We start from the raw sequence: 16537 nt of genomic DNA on the forward strand, positions 1-16537 counted from the left end.
CACGTGAAGACTTTCGACGGGCTGTTCGCCGAACTGCAGGCCAAGGCCAAGGACCGTCCCGCCGGTTCGGGGACCGTCGCCGCACTGGACGCCGGGGTGCACACCCAGGGCAAGAAGGTGCTGGAGGAGGCGGGCGAGGTGTGGCTCGCCGCCGAGTACCAGGGCGACGACGAACTCGCCGAGGAGATCTCACAGCTGCTCTACCGGCTGCAGGTGATCATGATCCAGCGCGGGCTCACGCTCGAAGACGTGTACAAGCACCTCTAGTTACGACCTCAGCACATCAGCACCACCGAGAACCATCAGGAGAGCGTCATGCTCCGCGTGGCACTGCCGAACAAGGGCACCCTGGCCGAGCCCGCCGCGACGATGATGCGCGAGGCCGGATACCGGCAGCGGTCGGACTCGCGCGACCTCAGCGTGGTCGACGAGGAGAACGAGATCGAGTTCTTCTACCTGCGGCCCAAGGACATCGCGACCTACGTCGGCAAGGGCGACCTGCACCTCGGCGTGACCGGCTTCGACCTGATGGAGGAGTCCGGCAGCCAGGTCCAGGAGATCCTGGCGCTGGGTTTCGGCAAGTCCCGCTTCCACTTCGCCGCCCCGGCCGACTCCGACTGGAAGCTCGAGGACCTGGACGGGCGCAAGATCGCCACGTCCTACCCGCGGCTGGTGCGCTCGCACCTGTCCGGCAAGCGGATCGGCGCCGAGATCGTGAAGCTCGACGGGGCCGTCGAGATCTCGGTCCAGCTCGGCCTCGCCGACGCGATCGCCGACGTCGTGTCCTCGGGCCGGACCCTGCGCCAGCACGGCCTGAAGGTCATCGGCGATCCGCTGGCCACGTCGCAGGCCACGCTGATCGAGCGGGAGAAGCGCCCGGACCGGGCCGAGGACGAGCACACCACCGCGCTGAAGCGGATCTTCGCCGAGCGGCTCAAGGGTGTGGTCCTGGCCCGTGAGTACCTGATGATGGACTTCGACTGCCCCGAGAGCCTGCTGTCCGAGGTCGAGAAGGTCGCGCCCGGCCTGCAGGCGCCCACCGTCTCGCCGCTGCGCAAGGCCGGCTGGGTCGCCGTCCGGACCATGGTGCCGTCGAAGGACACGAACCGGGTCATGGACAAGCTGGCCACCATCGGGGCGACCGCCATCCTGACCTCCGAGATCCGTTCCTGCCGGGCGATGAGCTCGGACCGGGCCCCGGAGGTCTGAGCGGGGTCGCTAGCCGCGTGGCCGGACGGTGAGCGCCTGGGCGCCGCGCCCGGTGTGCCCGGCGGTGTCGAACAGCGCGGCCGAGCAGGTGCCGAGCCCGTCCGGACCGATCGTGGTGGCGGCGTCGACCCCGATCCAGTCGCCGGCGGGGGCGCGGTGCAGGTGCACCGTCAGGTCGGTGTTGACGAACAGCCACCGGCGCACGTCCAGCGGTGCGGCGAGCCCGTTCGCGCAGTCCGCGGCGACCATGAGCCGCTGCACCGACGTCGGCTCCTCGCCCTCGACCAGCGGCACCCGCATCCGGATCCAGCCGCGCCCCGGACCGGGGTCGTCCAGCGCGCCGCCGTCCAGCCAGACCCACTCGATGGCGTCGAGGAACCCCGGCAGCCAGCCGTCGGGAAGGCCCGGCTGCGCGACGCCGGTCTCCGGGCCGGGCAGCGCCGGCACGGCACCGGTGGCCGCGTCCGCGGTGTCGCCCGCGGCCAGCCGCCACCCGCGGGCGCGCAGCACGTCGCGTCCGGCGGCCTGCATCGTCGCCTCCAGCAGCTCGATGCTGCGCCCCGGCCGTTCCACCCGAGCGGTCACCGTGACCGGCCCGGCGGGCACCATCCCGAGCACCTCGACGGTGGCGCGGGCGAGCCGCCACCCGTCCTGCGCCCCGCCCGGGCGGGACTCCGGCAGCCGCTCCATGGCGCGGACCAGCAGAGCCGACGGGGGCCCCATGTGCTGGGCCTCGGCGTACCACGGCCCGGTGGTGGAGAGGGTGGCCTCGAAGTCGGCGGTGCCGGCGCCGTCCGGGCCGGTGCGCTCGCCGCGCGGGAGATAGAACGGCGTGGGCGGGATGGGATCGTGCACGGCGGCGATCATGCCCGTCGGGCGGCGGTCGTGCCGGTCCGGTGGTGGTCGTCCCGGCGCGGTGCTCGCCGGTCCCCGGGAGGGGTCGGGTGTGGCCCGGGGGTCCGGCCCGGCCGTCCGCGGGTCACGGGGTCGCCGGAGTCCCGGGCCACCCCGGGTACGGCGGCGGCACGCCCCCCCACGCCGGGCACCGGGCCCGGTGGTCGCAGGCCTTGCAGGCGCGCCCGGGGTTGGGCTGGAAGTCGCCGTCCGGCGCGGCCCGGCGGATCGCCGTCCACACCGCGTCGAGCAGCCGGGCGAAGCGGTGCAGCTCCGGCTCGTCGGGGCGGTAGGTCAGCGCCGTCCCGTCGGACAGGTACAGCAGCCGCAGCTCGTCCGGGACCCGGCCGCGGGTCAGCAGCACGGCCAGCGCGTAGAACTTCAGCTGGAACAGGGCTGATCCCTCGAAGCCCTCGCCGGGGGTGGACCCGGTCTTGTAGTCGACGACGCTCAGGGTGCCGCCGGAGCCCTCGTCGAGCCGGTCCACGATGCCGCGCAACGGGACCGGGCCACCGGGGGCGGCGAGCTCGACCTCGATCCGGGTCTCGACCTCCGCGGCCGGCACCGCGGCCGGGTCCTCCAGGGTGAAGTAGGTGTCCAGCAGCGCCGACGCCGAGTCCAGCCAGACCGCGAGCTCCCGGTCGTCCGGGCCCTCGAACAACGTCAGCGCCTCCGGCCAGGCCGTCGCGAGCTCGTCCCAGCACGGCCCGAGCAGCGCCCGGGCGGCCGCCGGCGTGCGGTCGGGCGGGTCCGCGGCGAACAGCCGCTCCAGCACCGCGTGCACGAGCGTCCCGCGCACCTGGGCCCGCGAGGGCGGCTCGGGCAGCCGGTCCACCGCCCGGAACCGGTAGAGCAGTGGGCAGCGCCGGAAGTCCGACGCCCGGGACGGCGACAACGCCGGCGGCCGCGGCCGCTCGTCGGGTTCCGTCGACGGGGGACCGGCGTCGACGGCACGGGGCGGGCTCCCGATCGTCCCCGCCCCACCCGCGGGCGGGCCGGAGGCGGCGAGATCGAGCGGCGACGAGGCCATACGGCGAGACTAGGCGACACCCCCGACAACCCCGTCCGGGTGCGCGGATCCCCGTACGCGATCCGGTTCGGCGATCACCGGGGCGGCCCCGATGCGGGGGGCTCCGCGGTTCGTGGCTAGCGTCGACGCCCGTGCACGACCCGCTGCCGGCCTCCGGCCCCGCTCACGACACCACGTCCGGCCGGGACACCGTCCCCGTCCAGGACCTCGTCCCCGGCGAGGTGACCGCTGCCGGCGAGGAGACCGCCGCCTGGGTGCCGCCTCGGCGCGGCGGGCCGCTGCGGGTGGGGGACCGGGTCCAGCTGACCGACCCGAAGGGCCGTCACTACACCCTGGTCCTGGAGGAGGGCGGGTACTACCACACCCACCGCGGCCAGATCTCCCACGACGACCTCATCGGCGCCGCCGAGGGCTGCCTGGTGCACAGCGCCGCGAACACCCCGTACCTCGCGCTGCGGCCGCGGCTGGCCGACTACGTGCTGTCCATGCCCCGTGGCGCGCAGGTCATCTACCCCAAGGACGCCGCACAGATCCTCATGTGGGGCGACGTGTTCCCCGGCGCGCGGGTCCTGGAGGCCGGTGCCGGTTCCGGGGCGCTGACCTGCTCGCTGCTCCAGGCCGTCGGCCCGACCGGGCGGGTGATCTCCTACGAGGTCCGCGACGACCACGCGCCGCACGCGGTCACCAACGTCGAGAAGTTCTTCGGGCACCGCCCGCCGCACTGGGACCTGACCGTCGGCGACGTGAAGGACCACCGCGGCGAGGTCGACCGGGTGGTGCTGGACATGCTCTCGCCGTGGGACGTGCTCGAGACCGTGCGGGACGCCCTGGTGCCGGGCGGGATCCTGGTCGGCTACGTCGCGACCACCACCCAGCTGTCGGTGCTCACCGAGAAGCTGCGCGAGATGCAGTGCTGGACCGAGCCGGAGGCGTGGGAGGCGATGGTCCGGCCCTGGCACGTGGTGGGTCTGGCGGTCCGTCCGGAGCACCGGATGATCGCCCATACGGCCTTCCTGCTGACCGCCCGTCGGCTGGCCGACGGGGTCACGCCACCCCGCCAGCAGCGCCGTCCGACGGGCCGCTGACCCGCCGTCCGCTGCGGCGCCCGGCCCGCGACGCGCCCGGTGTGGAACAAGAACTTTACGAAGGACCCTCCGTGTGGACGTGGCGGTGACGAGCAGGAGGCCGCAGAGTGACTCACGGTGCCCGACCGGCTGAGGCCCGGATCACCGGTTGGACGCACCGCCGCGGTATCCCACCTGGGTACCCTGGTCGGACGGAACACGGAGGGAGGCTGCCGTGAACCACCCCCACGACGACGGTCCCGGCAGGCGGGACATCCAGTCTGAAGGCAGGCACCGTGACCTCAGCCCAGCTGAGGCCGCCGAGAACATCCGTCACCTCGAGACCGAGATCGCGACGCTGCGCCAGCGGCTGACCGAGACCCCCCGGCACGCCCGAGTGCTGGAACAACGACTGGCCGAGACCACGAGCCGGCTCTCCGCGCTCAACGCCCGCAACGAGAAGCTCACCGAGACCCTCAAGGAGGCTCGGGGGCAGCTGGTCGCACTCCGCGAGGAGGTCGACCGGCTCGCCCAGCCGCCGTCCGGATACGGCGTGTTCCTGGGTCGTTACGACGACGACACCGTCGACGTGTTCACCTCCGGGCGCCGGATGCGCGTCCCGGTGTCCCCGGCCGTCGAGGGCGAGTCGCTGCGCAGCGGCCAGTCCGTGCGGCTGAACGAGGCGCTCACCGTGGTCGAGGCCATGGGCTTCGAGCAGGTCGGCGATCTCTACTCGCTGCGGGAGGTCATCTCCCGTCCCGGCGACGACGGCTCGGCGGGCCGCGGCCTGGTCGTCGGGCACTCGGACGAGGAGCGGGTGGTCTGGCTGGCCGCACCGCTGTTCGAGCTGGGCGAGGAGGAGGGCGTCAGCCCTCTCAAGTCCGGTGACTCCCTCATGGTCGACTCGCGGGCGGGCTACGCCTACGAGCGGGTCGCCAAGGCCGAGGTCGAGGACCTCGTGCTGGAGGAGGTCCCGGACATCGCCTACGCCGACATCGGTGGGCTGTCCCGGCAGATCGAACAGATCCAGGACGCGGTGGAGCTGCCGTTCCTCCACCAGGAGCTGTTCACCCAGTACGAGCTGCGCCCGCCGAAGGGCGTGCTGCTCTACGGCCCGCCCGGCTGCGGGAAGACGCTCATCGCGAAGGCCGTCGCCAACTCGCTGGCCAAGAAGATCGCGAGCCAGCGCGGTGACGACCCGGACGAGGGCCGTGCGTTCTTCCTCAACATCAAGGGCCCGGAGCTGCTCAACAAGTTCGTCGGCGAGACCGAGCGGCACATCCGGCTGATCTTCCAGCGCGCCCGGGAGAAGGCGAGCGCCGGCACCCCGGTGATCGTGTTCTTCGACGAGATGGACTCGATCTTCCGGACCCGTGGCTCGGGTGTGTCCTCGGACGTCGAGACGACGATCGTGCCCCAGCTCCTCGCCGAGATCGACGGCGTCGAGGGCCTGGAGAACGTCATCGTCATCGGTGCCTCGAACCGCGAGGACATGATCGACCCGGCGATCCTGCGCCCGGGGCGGCTCGACGTGAAGATCAAGATCGAGCGTCCGGACGCCGAGGGCGCGCAGGACATCTTCTCCAAGTACATCACCGAGACACTGCCGATCCACGCCGACGACGTCGCCGAGTTCGGCGGCAGCCGCAAGGCGTGTGTCGACGGCATGATCCAGCGGATCGTCGAGCGGATGTACGACGAGTCGGAGGAGAACCGGTTCCTCGAGGTCACCTACGCCAACGGTGACAAGGAGACCCTCTACTTCAAGGACTTCAACTCCGGCGCGATGATCCAGAACATCGTCGACCGGGCGAAGAAGTCCGCGATCAAGTCGGTGCTCGAGTCCGGGCAGGCGGGCCTGCGGGTCCAGCACCTGCTGGACGCGATCGTCGACGAGTTCGCGGAGAACGAGGACCTCCCGAACACCACCAACCCGGACGACTGGGCCCGGATCTCGGGCAAGAAGGGCGAGCGGATCGTCTACATCCGCACGCTGGTCACCGGCAAGAGCGACACCACCGGCCGCGCGATCGACACGGCGTCGAACACCGGTCAGTACCTGTAGACAGACCGCACCACCCACGACGGGCCCGCCGCTCACCTCGAGCGGCGGGCCCGTCGTCGTCGGGAGGGGGAGGGTCAGAACACCATCCCGAGCGCCCAGCTGCCGATCAGCCAGGCCACCCCGGTGATGACGAAGACCCCGACCACGTTCACCCAGGCACCTGCCCTGGCCATCTGACCGATCGTCACCGCGCCGGATCCGAACACGATCGCGTTCGGTGGAGTGCCGACCGGCAGCATGAACGCACACGTCGCGGCCATCGCGGCCGGGATGAGCAGGGTCGCCTCGTCGGTGCCGATGCCCAGCGCGACCGCGCCGAGCAGCGGGATGAACGTCGCCGAGGTCGCGGTGTTGCTGGTGACCTCGGTGAGCATCAGGACGATGGCGACGACGCAGAGGACGAGCAGCAGCGTCGGCAGCACGCCGAGCGCGCCGACCTGGTTTCCGATGAACTCGTCGAGCCCGCTCGCCGACACCGATCCGGCCAGGGCGAGCCCGCCGCCGAACAGGACCAGGACCCCCCAGGGCAGGCCCTTCTGGGCGTCGTCCCAGACGAGCACCATCGGATACCGGCCGCGCCCATCGCCCGCCGGCCCGGCCGGAACCAGGAACAGCGCGATGCCGGCCGCGATCGCGATCGCGGTGTCGTTCAGGTTGCTCAGCCACGGCAGCGCGGTGTCGATCGCCTCGAACTCCGACAGCAGGGCCGGGACGATCCAGAGGAACGCCGCGCCGCCGAACACGGCCAGCACCCGCTTCTCGGCGGAGCCGACCGGTCCCATCTCGCGCAGCTGCTCGTCGATCATCTCGCGGCCGCCGGGGACCTCGGACAGCGAGGTCCGGAAGAGGAACTTGGTCAGGACCAGCCAGACCGTCAGCAGCAGGATCACGGTGACCGGGACGCCGATCAGCATCCACTGCAGGAACCCGATCTCGCGGCCGAACTCGTCGGCGAGGAACGCGACGACCATCGCGTTCGGGATCGACCCGACGATCGTCCCGAGACCGCCGATGGACGAGGCCCAGGCCACGGCGAGCATCAGGCTGATCCCGAAGCGGCGCACGTCCCGGTTGTGGATGACCTCGGAGACCGGGGTACCGGGGGTGAGCCGCTCGTTGCTGACCCGCTCGGCGACCAGCGCGAGCACCGACAGCGCGATCGGCAGCATCATCAGCGCGGTGGCGGTGTTGTTGACCCACATCGACAGGAAGCCGCAGGCGATCATGACGCCGAGCACGATCCGGTCCGGGGTCGTGCCGACCGCGCGCAGGGTCAGCAGCGCGATCCGCCGGTGCAGGTTCCACTTCTGCATCGCGATCGCGATGAGGAACCCGCCGAGGAACAGGAAGACGATCGGGTCGCCGTAGCGGGCGGCGGCGTCGGTGACCGACACGATCCCGAACGCCGGGAAGGCCACGATCGGGATCAGCGCGGTCGCGGGGAGCGGGACGGCCTCGGTGACCCACCAGGTCGCCATCAGCACGCCGATCGCGGCGACGAGGCGCGCGTCGGGTTCGATCGTCTCGGCGGCGCCCAGCAACAGCCAGGTCAGGCCCGCGAGGACGAGACCGAGGGCGCGCAGGCCCCACACGACCGCGGGGGTACGGGTGGTGCCGGTGCCGGGCTCGCCGGGTGGTGCAGCGTTCTCGGCGGACCCGGGAGTGGTGTCGGTGGACATCCGTGCCCTTCCTCGGCGCGCCCGGTCGGACGCGCCGTTCGGCCGGGCGGCGGCTGTGCGGCCGCCGCCCGGATCGGCCGTCGGGCCCCGCTCACCGGTCGGGCGAGCGGGGTCCGACGATCAGAACTGCAGGCCCAGCGCCCATCCGCCGAGCAGGAACGCGAACAGCGTGATCAGCAGGACGCCCACAATGTTGAGCCAGACACCGCCGCGGGCCATCTGGCCGATCGTCACGACGCCGGAGCCGAACACGATGGCGTTCGGCGGCGTGCCGACGGGCAGCATGAACGCGCACGTCGCGGCCAGCGCGGCCGGGATCAGAAGGGTCATCGAGTCGGCCCCGATCCCGATCGCGACGCCGCCGAGGACCGGGATGAAGGTCGCGGCCGTGGCGGTGTTGCTGGTGACCTCGGTGAGCAGCAGGACGATGGCGACGATCGCGCCGACGAGCAGCAGGATCGGCAGCACCCCGAGCCCGGCGACGCTGGTGCCGATGAACTCGTCCAGGCCGCTCGCCGAGACCGCACCGGCCAGCGCGAGGCCACCGCCGAACAGCAGCAGCACGCCCCAGGGGAGCCCCTTCTGGGCGTCGTCCCAGACCAGCAGCATCCGGTAGCGGCGCGGGGCGCCCTCGGCCTCCGCGGCCTCGCCGGGCGGAGTGGTGCTCGCCGGCATCAGGAACAGCACGATGCCGGCGAGGATCGCGATCGCGGTGTCGTTGAACTCGCCGAGCCAGGGCAGCGCGGTGTCGATCGCGTCGAACTCGGTGAGCAGGCCGGGCGCGATCCACAGGAACGCCGCACCGGCGAAGACGGCGAGCACCCGCTTCTCGGCCCGGCTGGCCGGTCCCATCTCGCGCAGCTGCTCGTCGATCATCTCCCGGCCGCCGGGGATCTCGGTCAGATCGGTGCGGAACAGGAACCGGGTGATCAGGAACCACGCGATCCCGGTGAAGACGATCACGATCGGCACGCCGAGCTGCATCCAGCCCAGGAAGCTGATCTCCCGGTCCAGCTCGTCCTGCACGTAGCCGGCGACGATGGCGTTCGGCGGGCTCCCGAGCAGGGTCCCGAGCCCGCCGATCGAGGACGCCCAGGCGACCGAGAGCACCAGGCCCACACCGAACATCTGGACGGACGGATTCTTGATCGTCTCGCTCAGCGGCGCCCCGCGCTTCACCTCGTCCTCCGCGCCACCGGCCCGCTCGGCCACCAGCGCCAGCACCGACAGCGCGATCGGCAGCATCATCAGCGTGGTCGCGGTGTTCGACACCCACATCGACAGGAACGCGGTGGCGATCATCATGCCGAGCACGATCCGGGTCGGCGTGGTCCCCACCGCACGCAGCGTGAGCAGCGCGATCCGCCGGTGCAGGTGCCACTTCTGCATCGCGATCGCGATGAGGAAGCCGCCCAGGAACAGGAAGACGATCGGGTCGCCGTAGCGGGCGCCGACGTCGGCCACCGGCACGACGCCGAAGGCCGGGAAGAGCACCAGCGGCAGCAGCGCGGTCGCCGACAGCGGGATCGCCTCGGTGACCCACCAGGTCGCCATCAGGACGCCGATCGCGGCGACCATCCGCGCGTCGGGCTCGAGGGTCTCGGCCAGGCCGAGCAGCAGCCAGGTCAGGACGCCCAGACCGAGGCCCAGGGCACGGAAACTCCAGGTACGGCCCGGGGATCGCCCGTCCGCCGCGGTGGCGCCGCCGGTGCCGACGGGCGGGTCGCCGCCGGCCTTCTCGGGAGCCTTGTCGGCGTCCCTCTGGTCTGGTTCTGTCGTGGACAAGAGGACCCCTTCGGCCGCCGGAACACTCGGACGCTCACGCGTCGTGCCGGGAAGGTACCCGATAGGAGCATTCGTCCTTGAATGTCGACTCCCGCTGTCCGATCCGTTCACGACACGACATCGTGGGGCGGGCACGCTGGCACCCATGGACGAGACGATCGGCGCCGAGGTCGACATGATCGGCATCCTGGTGACGGACATGGCCACCTCGGTGGCCTTCTACCGGCTGCTGGGCCTGACGTTCCCGGACGGCGCGGAGGGGGAGGCCCACGTGGAGAGGACGCTGCGCGGCGGGCTGCGCCTGGCGCTGGACCTGCAGTCGATGGTGGAGACCTTCCATCCCGGGCCCGCGCCGTCGCCGGACGGGCGGATGAGCCTGGCCTTCAAGCTGCCGTCGGCCGACGCCGTCGACGACGCCTGGAAGCGGGTCACCGCTGCCGGCCACGGCAGCGTGCTGGAGCCGTTCGACGCGCCGTGGGGGCAGCGCTACGCCACCGTGCGCGATCCGGACGGGCAGTCGCTGGACCTGTTCGCCTGGACCTGAGTGTCCGGGCCGCGGCCGGGGGACCCCGGGTGCAGGGCGGTCGCCGGGACCCCGGCCAGGGCCCGGACCTCGCGGGAGAGGTGTGGCTGGTCGGCGTACCCGGCGCGGGCGGCGACCTCGGCGGGCGGCACGCCGTCGTACAGCAGGCGGCTCGCCGTGCGGAACCGCAGCACCCGGCGGGCGACCGAGGGGCCGTAGCCGAGCGTCGCCAGGCAGCGCCGGTGCAGGGTGCGGGTGGTGACGCCGAGCCGGTCGGCGAGCTCGCCCGCCGGCATGCCACGGGCCAGCGCCCGGAGCGCGGGCCGGGGGAGCGGCGCGGGCAGGCCGACCCGGTCGTCGTCCGCGGCTGCGCGCAGGGCGGAGAGCACGCCGAACAACCGTGCGAGATCGCCGAGGGGTACGGCAGGGTCGTCCGGGCCACGCTCGGCAGCGCCCACGTACCCCTCGGGCGGGGCCGGCGACCGATGGGCGATGGCGGCGGGGAGGCGCCCGACCGTGGCGGGAGCGGCGGGAGCGGCGGGAGCGGCGGCCAGGGCGGCCCGACGCGGGGCGGGCAGCACGTCGTCCAGAGCGGGTCTGCGGTCCCGCAGCTCCGCGGCGGGCACGCCCAGCAGCGCCGGGAGCGCGCCCGGCCGGAAGCGCAGCCCGGTGGTGACCGAGCCGGCCGGGGTCGTCGTGCGGTGCGCGGCCGTGTCCGGCCCGGCGACGACGATCCGGCCGCCGAGCACGATCAGGTCCATGCAGCCGTCGGGGAGGACCCGCCCCTCGGAAGCGACCGGGGTGCGCGCCCGCCACGCGCACTCCACCAGCTCCGCAGCCGGCCCGGCCGCCGGGATCTCCCGGTAGTCCACCCGCCGAGCCTACGACGCCCGGACGCACCGGAGCCCCGGCCGCGCTGGATGCGCGCCGGGGCTCCCGGGTGTGGCAGTGCGGATCAGGCCGCGCGCAGGACCGCCTGGATCTCGAGCTCCACGCCGACCTTCTCGCTGACGACCACGCCGCCGCCGTCGAGCGGCAGCTCGATGTCGACGCCGTAGTCCGAGCGGTTGATCGTGGTCTTCGCGGTGAAGCCGGCGCGGGTGCCGCCCCAGGCGTCCGGCCCGAAGCCGTTGACCTCGAGCTCCAGCTCGACCGGCTTGGTGACGCCCTTGATCGTCAGGTCGCCGGACAGCACGTACTCGTCGCCCTTGGCCACGAGCCCGGTGGAGGTGAAGTTCCAGGTCGGGTACTTCTCGACCTCGAAGAAGTCGGCCGACTTGACGTGCCCGTCGCGCTGCTCGTTGCCCGTGGTCAGCGAGCTGCAGTCGATCGTGGCGGAGACGGTGGAGTTCTCGAACTCCTCGCCGGTGACGAGCTCACCGGACACGCCCTCGAAGCGACCCCGCACCTTGCTGACCATCATGTGCCGGACGACGAAGGACACGTCGCTGTGAACCGGGTCGATGTCCCAGGTGCCGGCGACGTAGTTCGGGATGGTGGTGGACATGGGTGCAGCCTCCGGGCAAAGTAGTTGAACGCTCAGCTGATGAGTACAGTAGGACCCAACAAGATGAAGGCTCAATCATTCCGGAGGGTGACGTGGACCACACGCGCTGGCTCGATGACGAGGAGCAGCGGACGTGGCGCGCCTTCCTCGCGGCCCACCGCCTGGTGTTCGACAAGGTCGAGCGGCGGCTGCAGGCCGGGGCGGGGATGCCGCAGGCGTACTACGAGATCCTCGTCCGGCTCTCCGAGGCGCCGGGGCGGACGCTGCGGATGAGCGTGCTCGCCGAGTCGGCGCTGGCCTCGCGCAGCCGGGTGTCGCACGCCGTGGCCAGGATGGAGGAGGCCGGCTGGATCGTCCGGCGGTCCTGCCCGACCGACCGTCGTGGACAGCTCGCCGTCCTCACCGACACCGGCATGGGTGTGCTGGAGGCGGCCGCGCCCGACCACGTCGAGAGCGTCCGCGAGGCGGTGTTCGACGGCCTGACCCCCGCCCAGCAGGCCGCGCTGCAGGAGGCGAGCGAGGCGATCGTCACGCACCTGTCCGACGGCGCGGAGTGGCCCGTGACGGGGGACTCGGGACCGGACGGCCCGGGCTGCCCGCAGGCGTCCTAGGCTGGGCACATGCCTCATTTCGACGTCGTCGTACTCGGAGCCGGACCCGGCGGATACGTGGCGGCCATCCGCGCCGCTCAGCTCGGCCGCAGTGTGGCGGTGATCGAGGAGAAGTACTGGGGCGGTGTGTGCCTGAACGTGGGCTGCATCCCGTCCAAGGCGCTGCTGCGCAACGCCGAGATCGCGCACATCGTCACGAAGGAGCAGAAGACCTTCGGCCTCTCCGGCGAGGTCTCGCTGGACTTCGGCGCCGCCTTCGACCGCAGCCGGACCGTCGCGGACGGCCGGGTCAAGGGCGTGCACTTCCTGATGAAGAAGAACAAGATCACCGAGTTCGACGGGTTCGGCCGGTTCACCAAGCCGGGCGAGATCGAGGTCGAGCTGTCGAAGGGCGGCAGCGAGACCGTCACCTACGACGACGTGATCATCGCTTCCGGTTCCACGGTCAAGCTGCTGCCGGGCACCGAGCTGTCCGAGCGCGTGGTGACCTACGAGGAGCAGATCCTCACCCGCGAGCTGCCGGAGAGCGTGATCATCGCCGGCGCCGGGGCGATCGGTGTCGAGTTCGCCTACGTGCTGGCCAACTACGGCGTCGACGTCACCATCGTCGAGTTCCTGGACCGGCTGCTCCCGCTCGAGGACGCGGACGTGTCCAAGGAGCTGCTCAAGCGCTACAAGAAGATGGGCGTCACCGTCCGCACCTCGACCAAGGTCGAGTCGATCGCCGACGACGGCAAGGGCGTCACCGTCACCGTCTCGTCGTCGAAGGGCACCGAGGAGCTGCGCGCCGACAAGGTCGTGCAGGCCATCGGCTTCGCCCCGCGGGTGGACGGTTTCGGGCTGGACAAGCTGGGCGTCGAGCTCACCGAGCGCGGCGCGATCAAGATCGACGACTACATGCGCACCAGCGCCGAGCACGTCTACGCGATCGGCGACGTCACCGCGAAGTTGATGCTCGCGCACGTCGCCGAGGCCCAGGGCGTCGTCGCCGCCGAGACCCTCGCCGGCGCGGAGACCCAGGAGCTCGAGTACGTGATGATGCCGCGGGCGACGTTCTGCTCGCCGCAGGTCGCCTCGTTCGGCTACACCCAGGCCCAGGCCGAGGAGCTGGCCGACTCCAAGGGTTGGAAGGTCAAGGTCGCGTCCTTCCCGTTCACCGCGAACGGCAAGGCGCACGGCCTGGCCGAGCCGAACGGGTTCGTGAAGCTGATCGCCGACGAGACCTACGGCGAGTTGCTGGGCGGGCACATCATCGGCCCGGAGGCCACCGAGCTGCTGCCGGAGCTGACCCTGGCGCAGAAGTGGGACCTGACGGTCTACGAGATGGCGCGCAACGTGCACGCGCACCCGACCCTGTCGGAGGGGCTGCAGGAGGCGATCCACGGCCTGGCCGGCCACATGATCAACCTCTGAGTCACGCTACGACGGGCGGCCCCGCGGCGAGAGCCACGGGGCCGCCCGTGCGTTCCGGGTCCGATACCGGCCGGGCTCGATCCGTCGCCGCCCGCCCACCCGGCCGGAGGCCGTGAGGAGGCTCGGTGGCGGACGCCCCGGGGTCGGCGGGTCAGGCGTCGCCGGCGGCGCGGCCGGGCTCGCGGCGCGCGTTGTGCTCGCGGCGGGCAGCGGGACGGCCGGCGTCGCGCTGCTCCTTGCGCTCGGCGACCAGCGCCGCCTCGACCGCGGCCTGGACGGCGGCGGTGTTGACGTCGGGGTCGATCAGCCGGGCGGCGGCGAGGGACCGTGCCGAGACCGAGATGCTGACCATGGGGAGCTCCTGGGGGCGTGGTGGGGAGTCGATGCTGTCGGGGGCGCCCCCACGCTGGGGGCCTCTTCGATTGTCGTCACGCGACCCGCCGGGTGTTAACCGATCCAGCGACCGTTGTGGGTGACATCTGTTACCGATTGGTAAACCTGCAGGAAAGAGATTAGCCGACCTGGCCGAAGATCCACCGCCGGGTGACGTGCGCGCCGTCCGGAACCCACGGAAAGGCGGGGTCGCCCAGTCGCTCCCGCAGCTCGGCGAAGGTCCACCACCCGCCCTCGGCGACCTCGCTGGCCTGGTGGGTGACCGGTCCGTCGGAGAACGCCTGGTAGGTGTGCACGTGGGCGCGCAGGCCGTGTGGCCCGGTGCCGGGGCCGGTGTCGATGCCCAGCGCACCGGCGTCGAACGGGACGACGAACAGCGGCTCCAGCGCGACCCCGGTGATGCCGAGCTCCTCCGCCAGCTCGCGGGCGGCGCCGTCGTCGGGGGTCTCGCCCTCGTCGAGCACGCCGCCGGCCCAGTTGTCCCACAGTCCCGGCATGACCATCTTGGTGTCGGTGCGCCGGTGCACGTAGATGTGCTCGCCGTCGGTGCTGCGCAGCGCGATCGCGGTGGTCGCGTGCCACAGCGAGCGGGCGTAGACCTCGCCGCGCTCGGCGACGCCGGTCGGCCGACCGTCGGCGTCGAACACCGTCAGGCGCTCGCGTGCGGGGTCGGTCACGGACCACGATGATCCGCGCCGCCGTCCGGCCCCGCGCGGCGGGGGTGCGCGGCGGCCGCCGACGGCTAGGCTCGGAGGATGCAGTCTCGCGAGAGGGGCCGCCCGTGACGGCCCGCCGGATCATGGGCACCGAGGTCGAGTACGGCATCGCGGTGCCCGGTGACCCGACCGCGAACCCCGTCGTCACCTCCACCCAGGTCGTACTGGCCTACGCCGCGGCGGCCGACGTCCCCCGCAACCGGCGCGCCCGCTGGGACTACGAGGTCGAGTCGCCGCTGCGCGACGCCCGCGGTTTCGACCTGTCCGCCCCGTCGCTCGCACCCCAGCTCGACACCGACCTCGACGACCTCGGCGCCGCCAACGTCATCCTCACCAACGGCGCCCGGTTCTACGTCGACCACGCGCACCCCGAGTTCTCCACGCCCGAGGTGCTCACCCCGCGCGACGTCGTGACCTGGGACAAGGCCGGCGAACGGATCATGCTGGAGGCCGCGAACCGGGCGGTCACCGTGCCCGGCACGGCGCGTACCCAGCTCTACAAGAACAACGTCGACGGCAAGGGCGCGAGCTACGGCTCGCACGAGAACTACCTGATGGCCCGCACGACGACGTTCCCGTCGATCGTCGGCGGCCTCACCCCGTTCTTCGTGTCCCGCCAGGTCGTCTGCGGGGCCGGCCGGGTCGGGCTCGGCGCACAGGGCGACGAGCCCGGCTACCAGATCGCGCAGCGCTCGGACTACATCGAGGTCGAGGTCGGCCTGGAGACCACCCTCAAGCGGGGCATCATCAACACCCGCGACGAGCCGCACGCCGACGCCGACAAGTACCGCCGGCTGCACGTCATCATCGGCGACGCGAACCTGTCCGAGGTCGCGACCCTGCTCAAGGTCGGCACCACCGCGCTGGTGCTGGACATGATCGAGCACGGCCGCACCTTCGAGGACCTGCGCCTCGCCGAGCCGGTGAAGTCGGTGGCCCGGATCAGCCACGACCCGTCGCTGCAGCTCACCGTCGAGCTGGCCGACGGCCGGAAGATGACCGCGCTGGACCTGCAGGACGAGTACCTGGCCCGTGCCGTCGCGCACGTGGAGGACACCCAGGGGGCCGACCGGTCCGGGTGGGACGCCGACACCCGCGAGGTCGTCGAGGAGTGGGAGATGGTGCTCACCGACCTGCGCCGCGACCCGATGCTCACCGCCGACCGGCTGGACTGGACGGCCAAGCTCAAGCTGCTCGAGGCCTACCGCGAGCGGGACGGGCTGACCTGGGCGTCCGGCCGGCTCGGGATGGTCGACCTGCAGTACTCCGACGTCCGGCTGGCCAAGGGCCTCTACAACCGGCTGGTCACCCGCGGGTCGATGCGCCGGATCGTCACCGAGGAGCAGGTGATGGCGGCGATGACCGAGCCGCCGACCGACACCCGGGCGTTCTTCCGGGGCACCTGCATGGCCCTGTACCCGGTCGAGGTGGCCGCGGCGTCCTGGGACTCGGTGATCTTCGACCTGGGCCGCGAGTCGCTGGTCCGGATCCCGACGCTCGAACCGTTGCGGGGGACACGCCGGCACGTCGGGGAGCTGTTCGAGGCGACCTCGAGCGCCGAGGAACTGGTCGACAAGCTCACCCAGGGATAGGGGGCCCGGCACTGCGCTACAGGCGAATTTGTCGGTCCCGGTCGGTAGTGTGAACA

The 16537-nt window shown here is 72.1% G+C and carries 16 protein-coding genes; 8 read left to right on the forward strand and 8 right to left on the reverse strand.

Features of this window, described 5'->3' with window-relative positions; all coding sequences use genetic code 11:
* Positions 1-3 precede the first annotated feature (3 nt).
* Both WIS52_RS24920 and hisG read left to right on the forward strand, forming a co-directional pair.
* Positions 4-267, forward strand: coding sequence for a phosphoribosyl-ATP diphosphatase (locus tag WIS52_RS24920; protein ID WP_349300791.1), 264 nt, complete (start codon positions 4-6; stop codon positions 265-267).
* A gap of 48 nt (positions 268-315) precedes the next feature.
* Positions 316-1209, forward strand: a complete 894-nt coding sequence (gene hisG / locus WIS52_RS24925; protein WP_349300792.1) for an ATP phosphoribosyltransferase — start codon at positions 316-318, stop codon at positions 1207-1209.
* A 9-nt stretch (positions 1210-1218) separates the two neighbouring features.
* Here the strand turns inward: hisG and WIS52_RS24930 are convergent, their stop codons facing one another.
* Both WIS52_RS24930 and WIS52_RS24935 read right to left on the reverse strand, forming a co-directional pair.
* Entirely contained in the window at positions 1219-2076 is an 858-nt protein-coding gene (locus WIS52_RS24930; protein WP_379610206.1) for a thioesterase family protein, read from the reverse strand.
* A 112-nt stretch (positions 2077-2188) separates the two neighbouring features.
* Positions 2189-3133 carry a RecB family exonuclease gene (locus WIS52_RS24935; RefSeq protein WP_349300794.1) on the reverse strand — a complete coding sequence of 315 codons (945 nt, stop codon included), beginning with the start codon at positions 3131-3133 and terminating at the stop codon, positions 2189-2191.
* A gap of 254 nt (positions 3134-3387) precedes the next feature.
* Between WIS52_RS24935 and WIS52_RS24940 the strand changes: the two genes are divergently transcribed.
* Both WIS52_RS24940 and arc read left to right on the forward strand, forming a co-directional pair.
* Positions 3388-4218 (forward strand): tRNA (adenine-N1)-methyltransferase, encoded by an 831-nt coding sequence (locus tag WIS52_RS24940; protein WP_349300859.1) that lies wholly within the window; start codon positions 3388-3390, stop codon positions 4216-4218.
* 253 nt (positions 4219-4471) lie between these two features.
* A complete protein-coding gene (gene arc, locus WIS52_RS24945) occupies positions 4472-6262 on the forward strand; it encodes a proteasome ATPase (protein WP_349300860.1) in 1791 nt (596 codons plus the stop codon).
* Positions 6263-6336: 74 nt separating this feature from the next.
* On the opposite strand, the gene WIS52_RS24950 is transcribed toward arc, so the two are convergent.
* Both WIS52_RS24950 and WIS52_RS24955 read right to left on the reverse strand, forming a co-directional pair.
* On the reverse strand, positions 6337-7941 hold the full coding sequence (locus WIS52_RS24950) for a DASS family sodium-coupled anion symporter (protein WP_349300795.1): 1605 nt from the start codon (positions 7939-7941) through the stop codon (positions 6337-6339).
* A 120-nt stretch (positions 7942-8061) separates the two neighbouring features.
* On the reverse strand, positions 8062-9726 hold the full coding sequence (locus WIS52_RS24955; protein WP_349300796.1) for an SLC13 family permease: 1665 nt from the start codon (positions 9724-9726) through the stop codon (positions 8062-8064).
* Between the two features lie 145 nt (positions 9727-9871).
* Between WIS52_RS24955 and WIS52_RS24960 the strand changes: the two genes are divergently transcribed.
* A complete protein-coding gene (locus WIS52_RS24960) occupies positions 9872-10270 on the forward strand; it encodes a VOC family protein (RefSeq protein ID WP_349300797.1) in 399 nt (132 codons plus the stop codon).
* On the opposite strand, the gene WIS52_RS24965 is transcribed toward WIS52_RS24960, so the two are convergent.
* Together WIS52_RS24965 and WIS52_RS24970 are read right to left on the reverse strand one after the other, a co-directional pair.
* Positions 10213-11121, reverse strand: a complete 909-nt coding sequence (locus WIS52_RS24965; protein ID WP_349300798.1) for an AraC family transcriptional regulator — start codon at positions 11119-11121, stop codon at positions 10213-10215. The genes WIS52_RS24960 and WIS52_RS24965 overlap by 58 nt on opposite strands.
* A gap of 83 nt (positions 11122-11204) precedes the next feature.
* Positions 11205-11756 (reverse strand): YceI family protein, encoded by a 552-nt coding sequence (locus WIS52_RS24970; RefSeq protein WP_349300799.1) that lies wholly within the window; start codon positions 11754-11756, stop codon positions 11205-11207.
* 92 nt (positions 11757-11848) lie between these two features.
* On the opposite strand from WIS52_RS24970, the gene WIS52_RS24975 reads away from it, so the two are divergent.
* Together WIS52_RS24975 and lpdA are read left to right on the forward strand one after the other, a co-directional pair.
* Positions 11849-12367 carry a MarR family winged helix-turn-helix transcriptional regulator gene (locus tag WIS52_RS24975; protein WP_349300800.1) on the forward strand — a complete coding sequence of 173 codons (519 nt, stop codon included), beginning with the start codon at positions 11849-11851 and terminating at the stop codon, positions 12365-12367.
* Positions 12368-12376: 9 nt separating this feature from the next.
* Positions 12377-13780 carry a dihydrolipoyl dehydrogenase gene (gene lpdA, locus WIS52_RS24980; RefSeq protein WP_349300801.1) on the forward strand — a complete coding sequence of 468 codons (1404 nt, stop codon included), beginning with the start codon at positions 12377-12379 and terminating at the stop codon, positions 13778-13780.
* 151 nt (positions 13781-13931) lie between these two features.
* On the opposite strand, the gene WIS52_RS24985 is transcribed toward lpdA, so the two are convergent.
* Together WIS52_RS24985 and WIS52_RS24990 are read right to left on the reverse strand one after the other, a co-directional pair.
* The gene (locus tag WIS52_RS24985) at positions 13932-14132 is read right to left on the reverse strand and encodes a hypothetical protein (RefSeq protein WP_349300802.1); all 201 of its coding nucleotides are present in this window, start codon (positions 14130-14132) and stop codon (positions 13932-13934) included.
* Positions 14133-14292: 160 nt separating this feature from the next.
* Entirely contained in the window at positions 14293-14850 is a 558-nt protein-coding gene (locus WIS52_RS24990) for an NUDIX hydrolase (protein WP_349300803.1), read from the reverse strand.
* A 122-nt stretch (positions 14851-14972) separates the two neighbouring features.
* Between WIS52_RS24990 and dop the strand changes: the two genes are divergently transcribed.
* Positions 14973-16481 carry a depupylase/deamidase Dop gene (gene dop, locus WIS52_RS24995; protein WP_349300861.1) on the forward strand — a complete coding sequence of 503 codons (1509 nt, stop codon included), beginning with the start codon at positions 14973-14975 and terminating at the stop codon, positions 16479-16481.
* The last annotated feature ends 56 nt before the right edge of the window (positions 16482-16537 follow it).

The organism is Pseudonocardia nematodicida, assembly GCF_040105385.1.
In the GTDB taxonomy this organism is placed as follows: domain Bacteria; phylum Actinomycetota; class Actinomycetes; order Mycobacteriales; family Pseudonocardiaceae; genus Pseudonocardia; species Pseudonocardia nematodicida.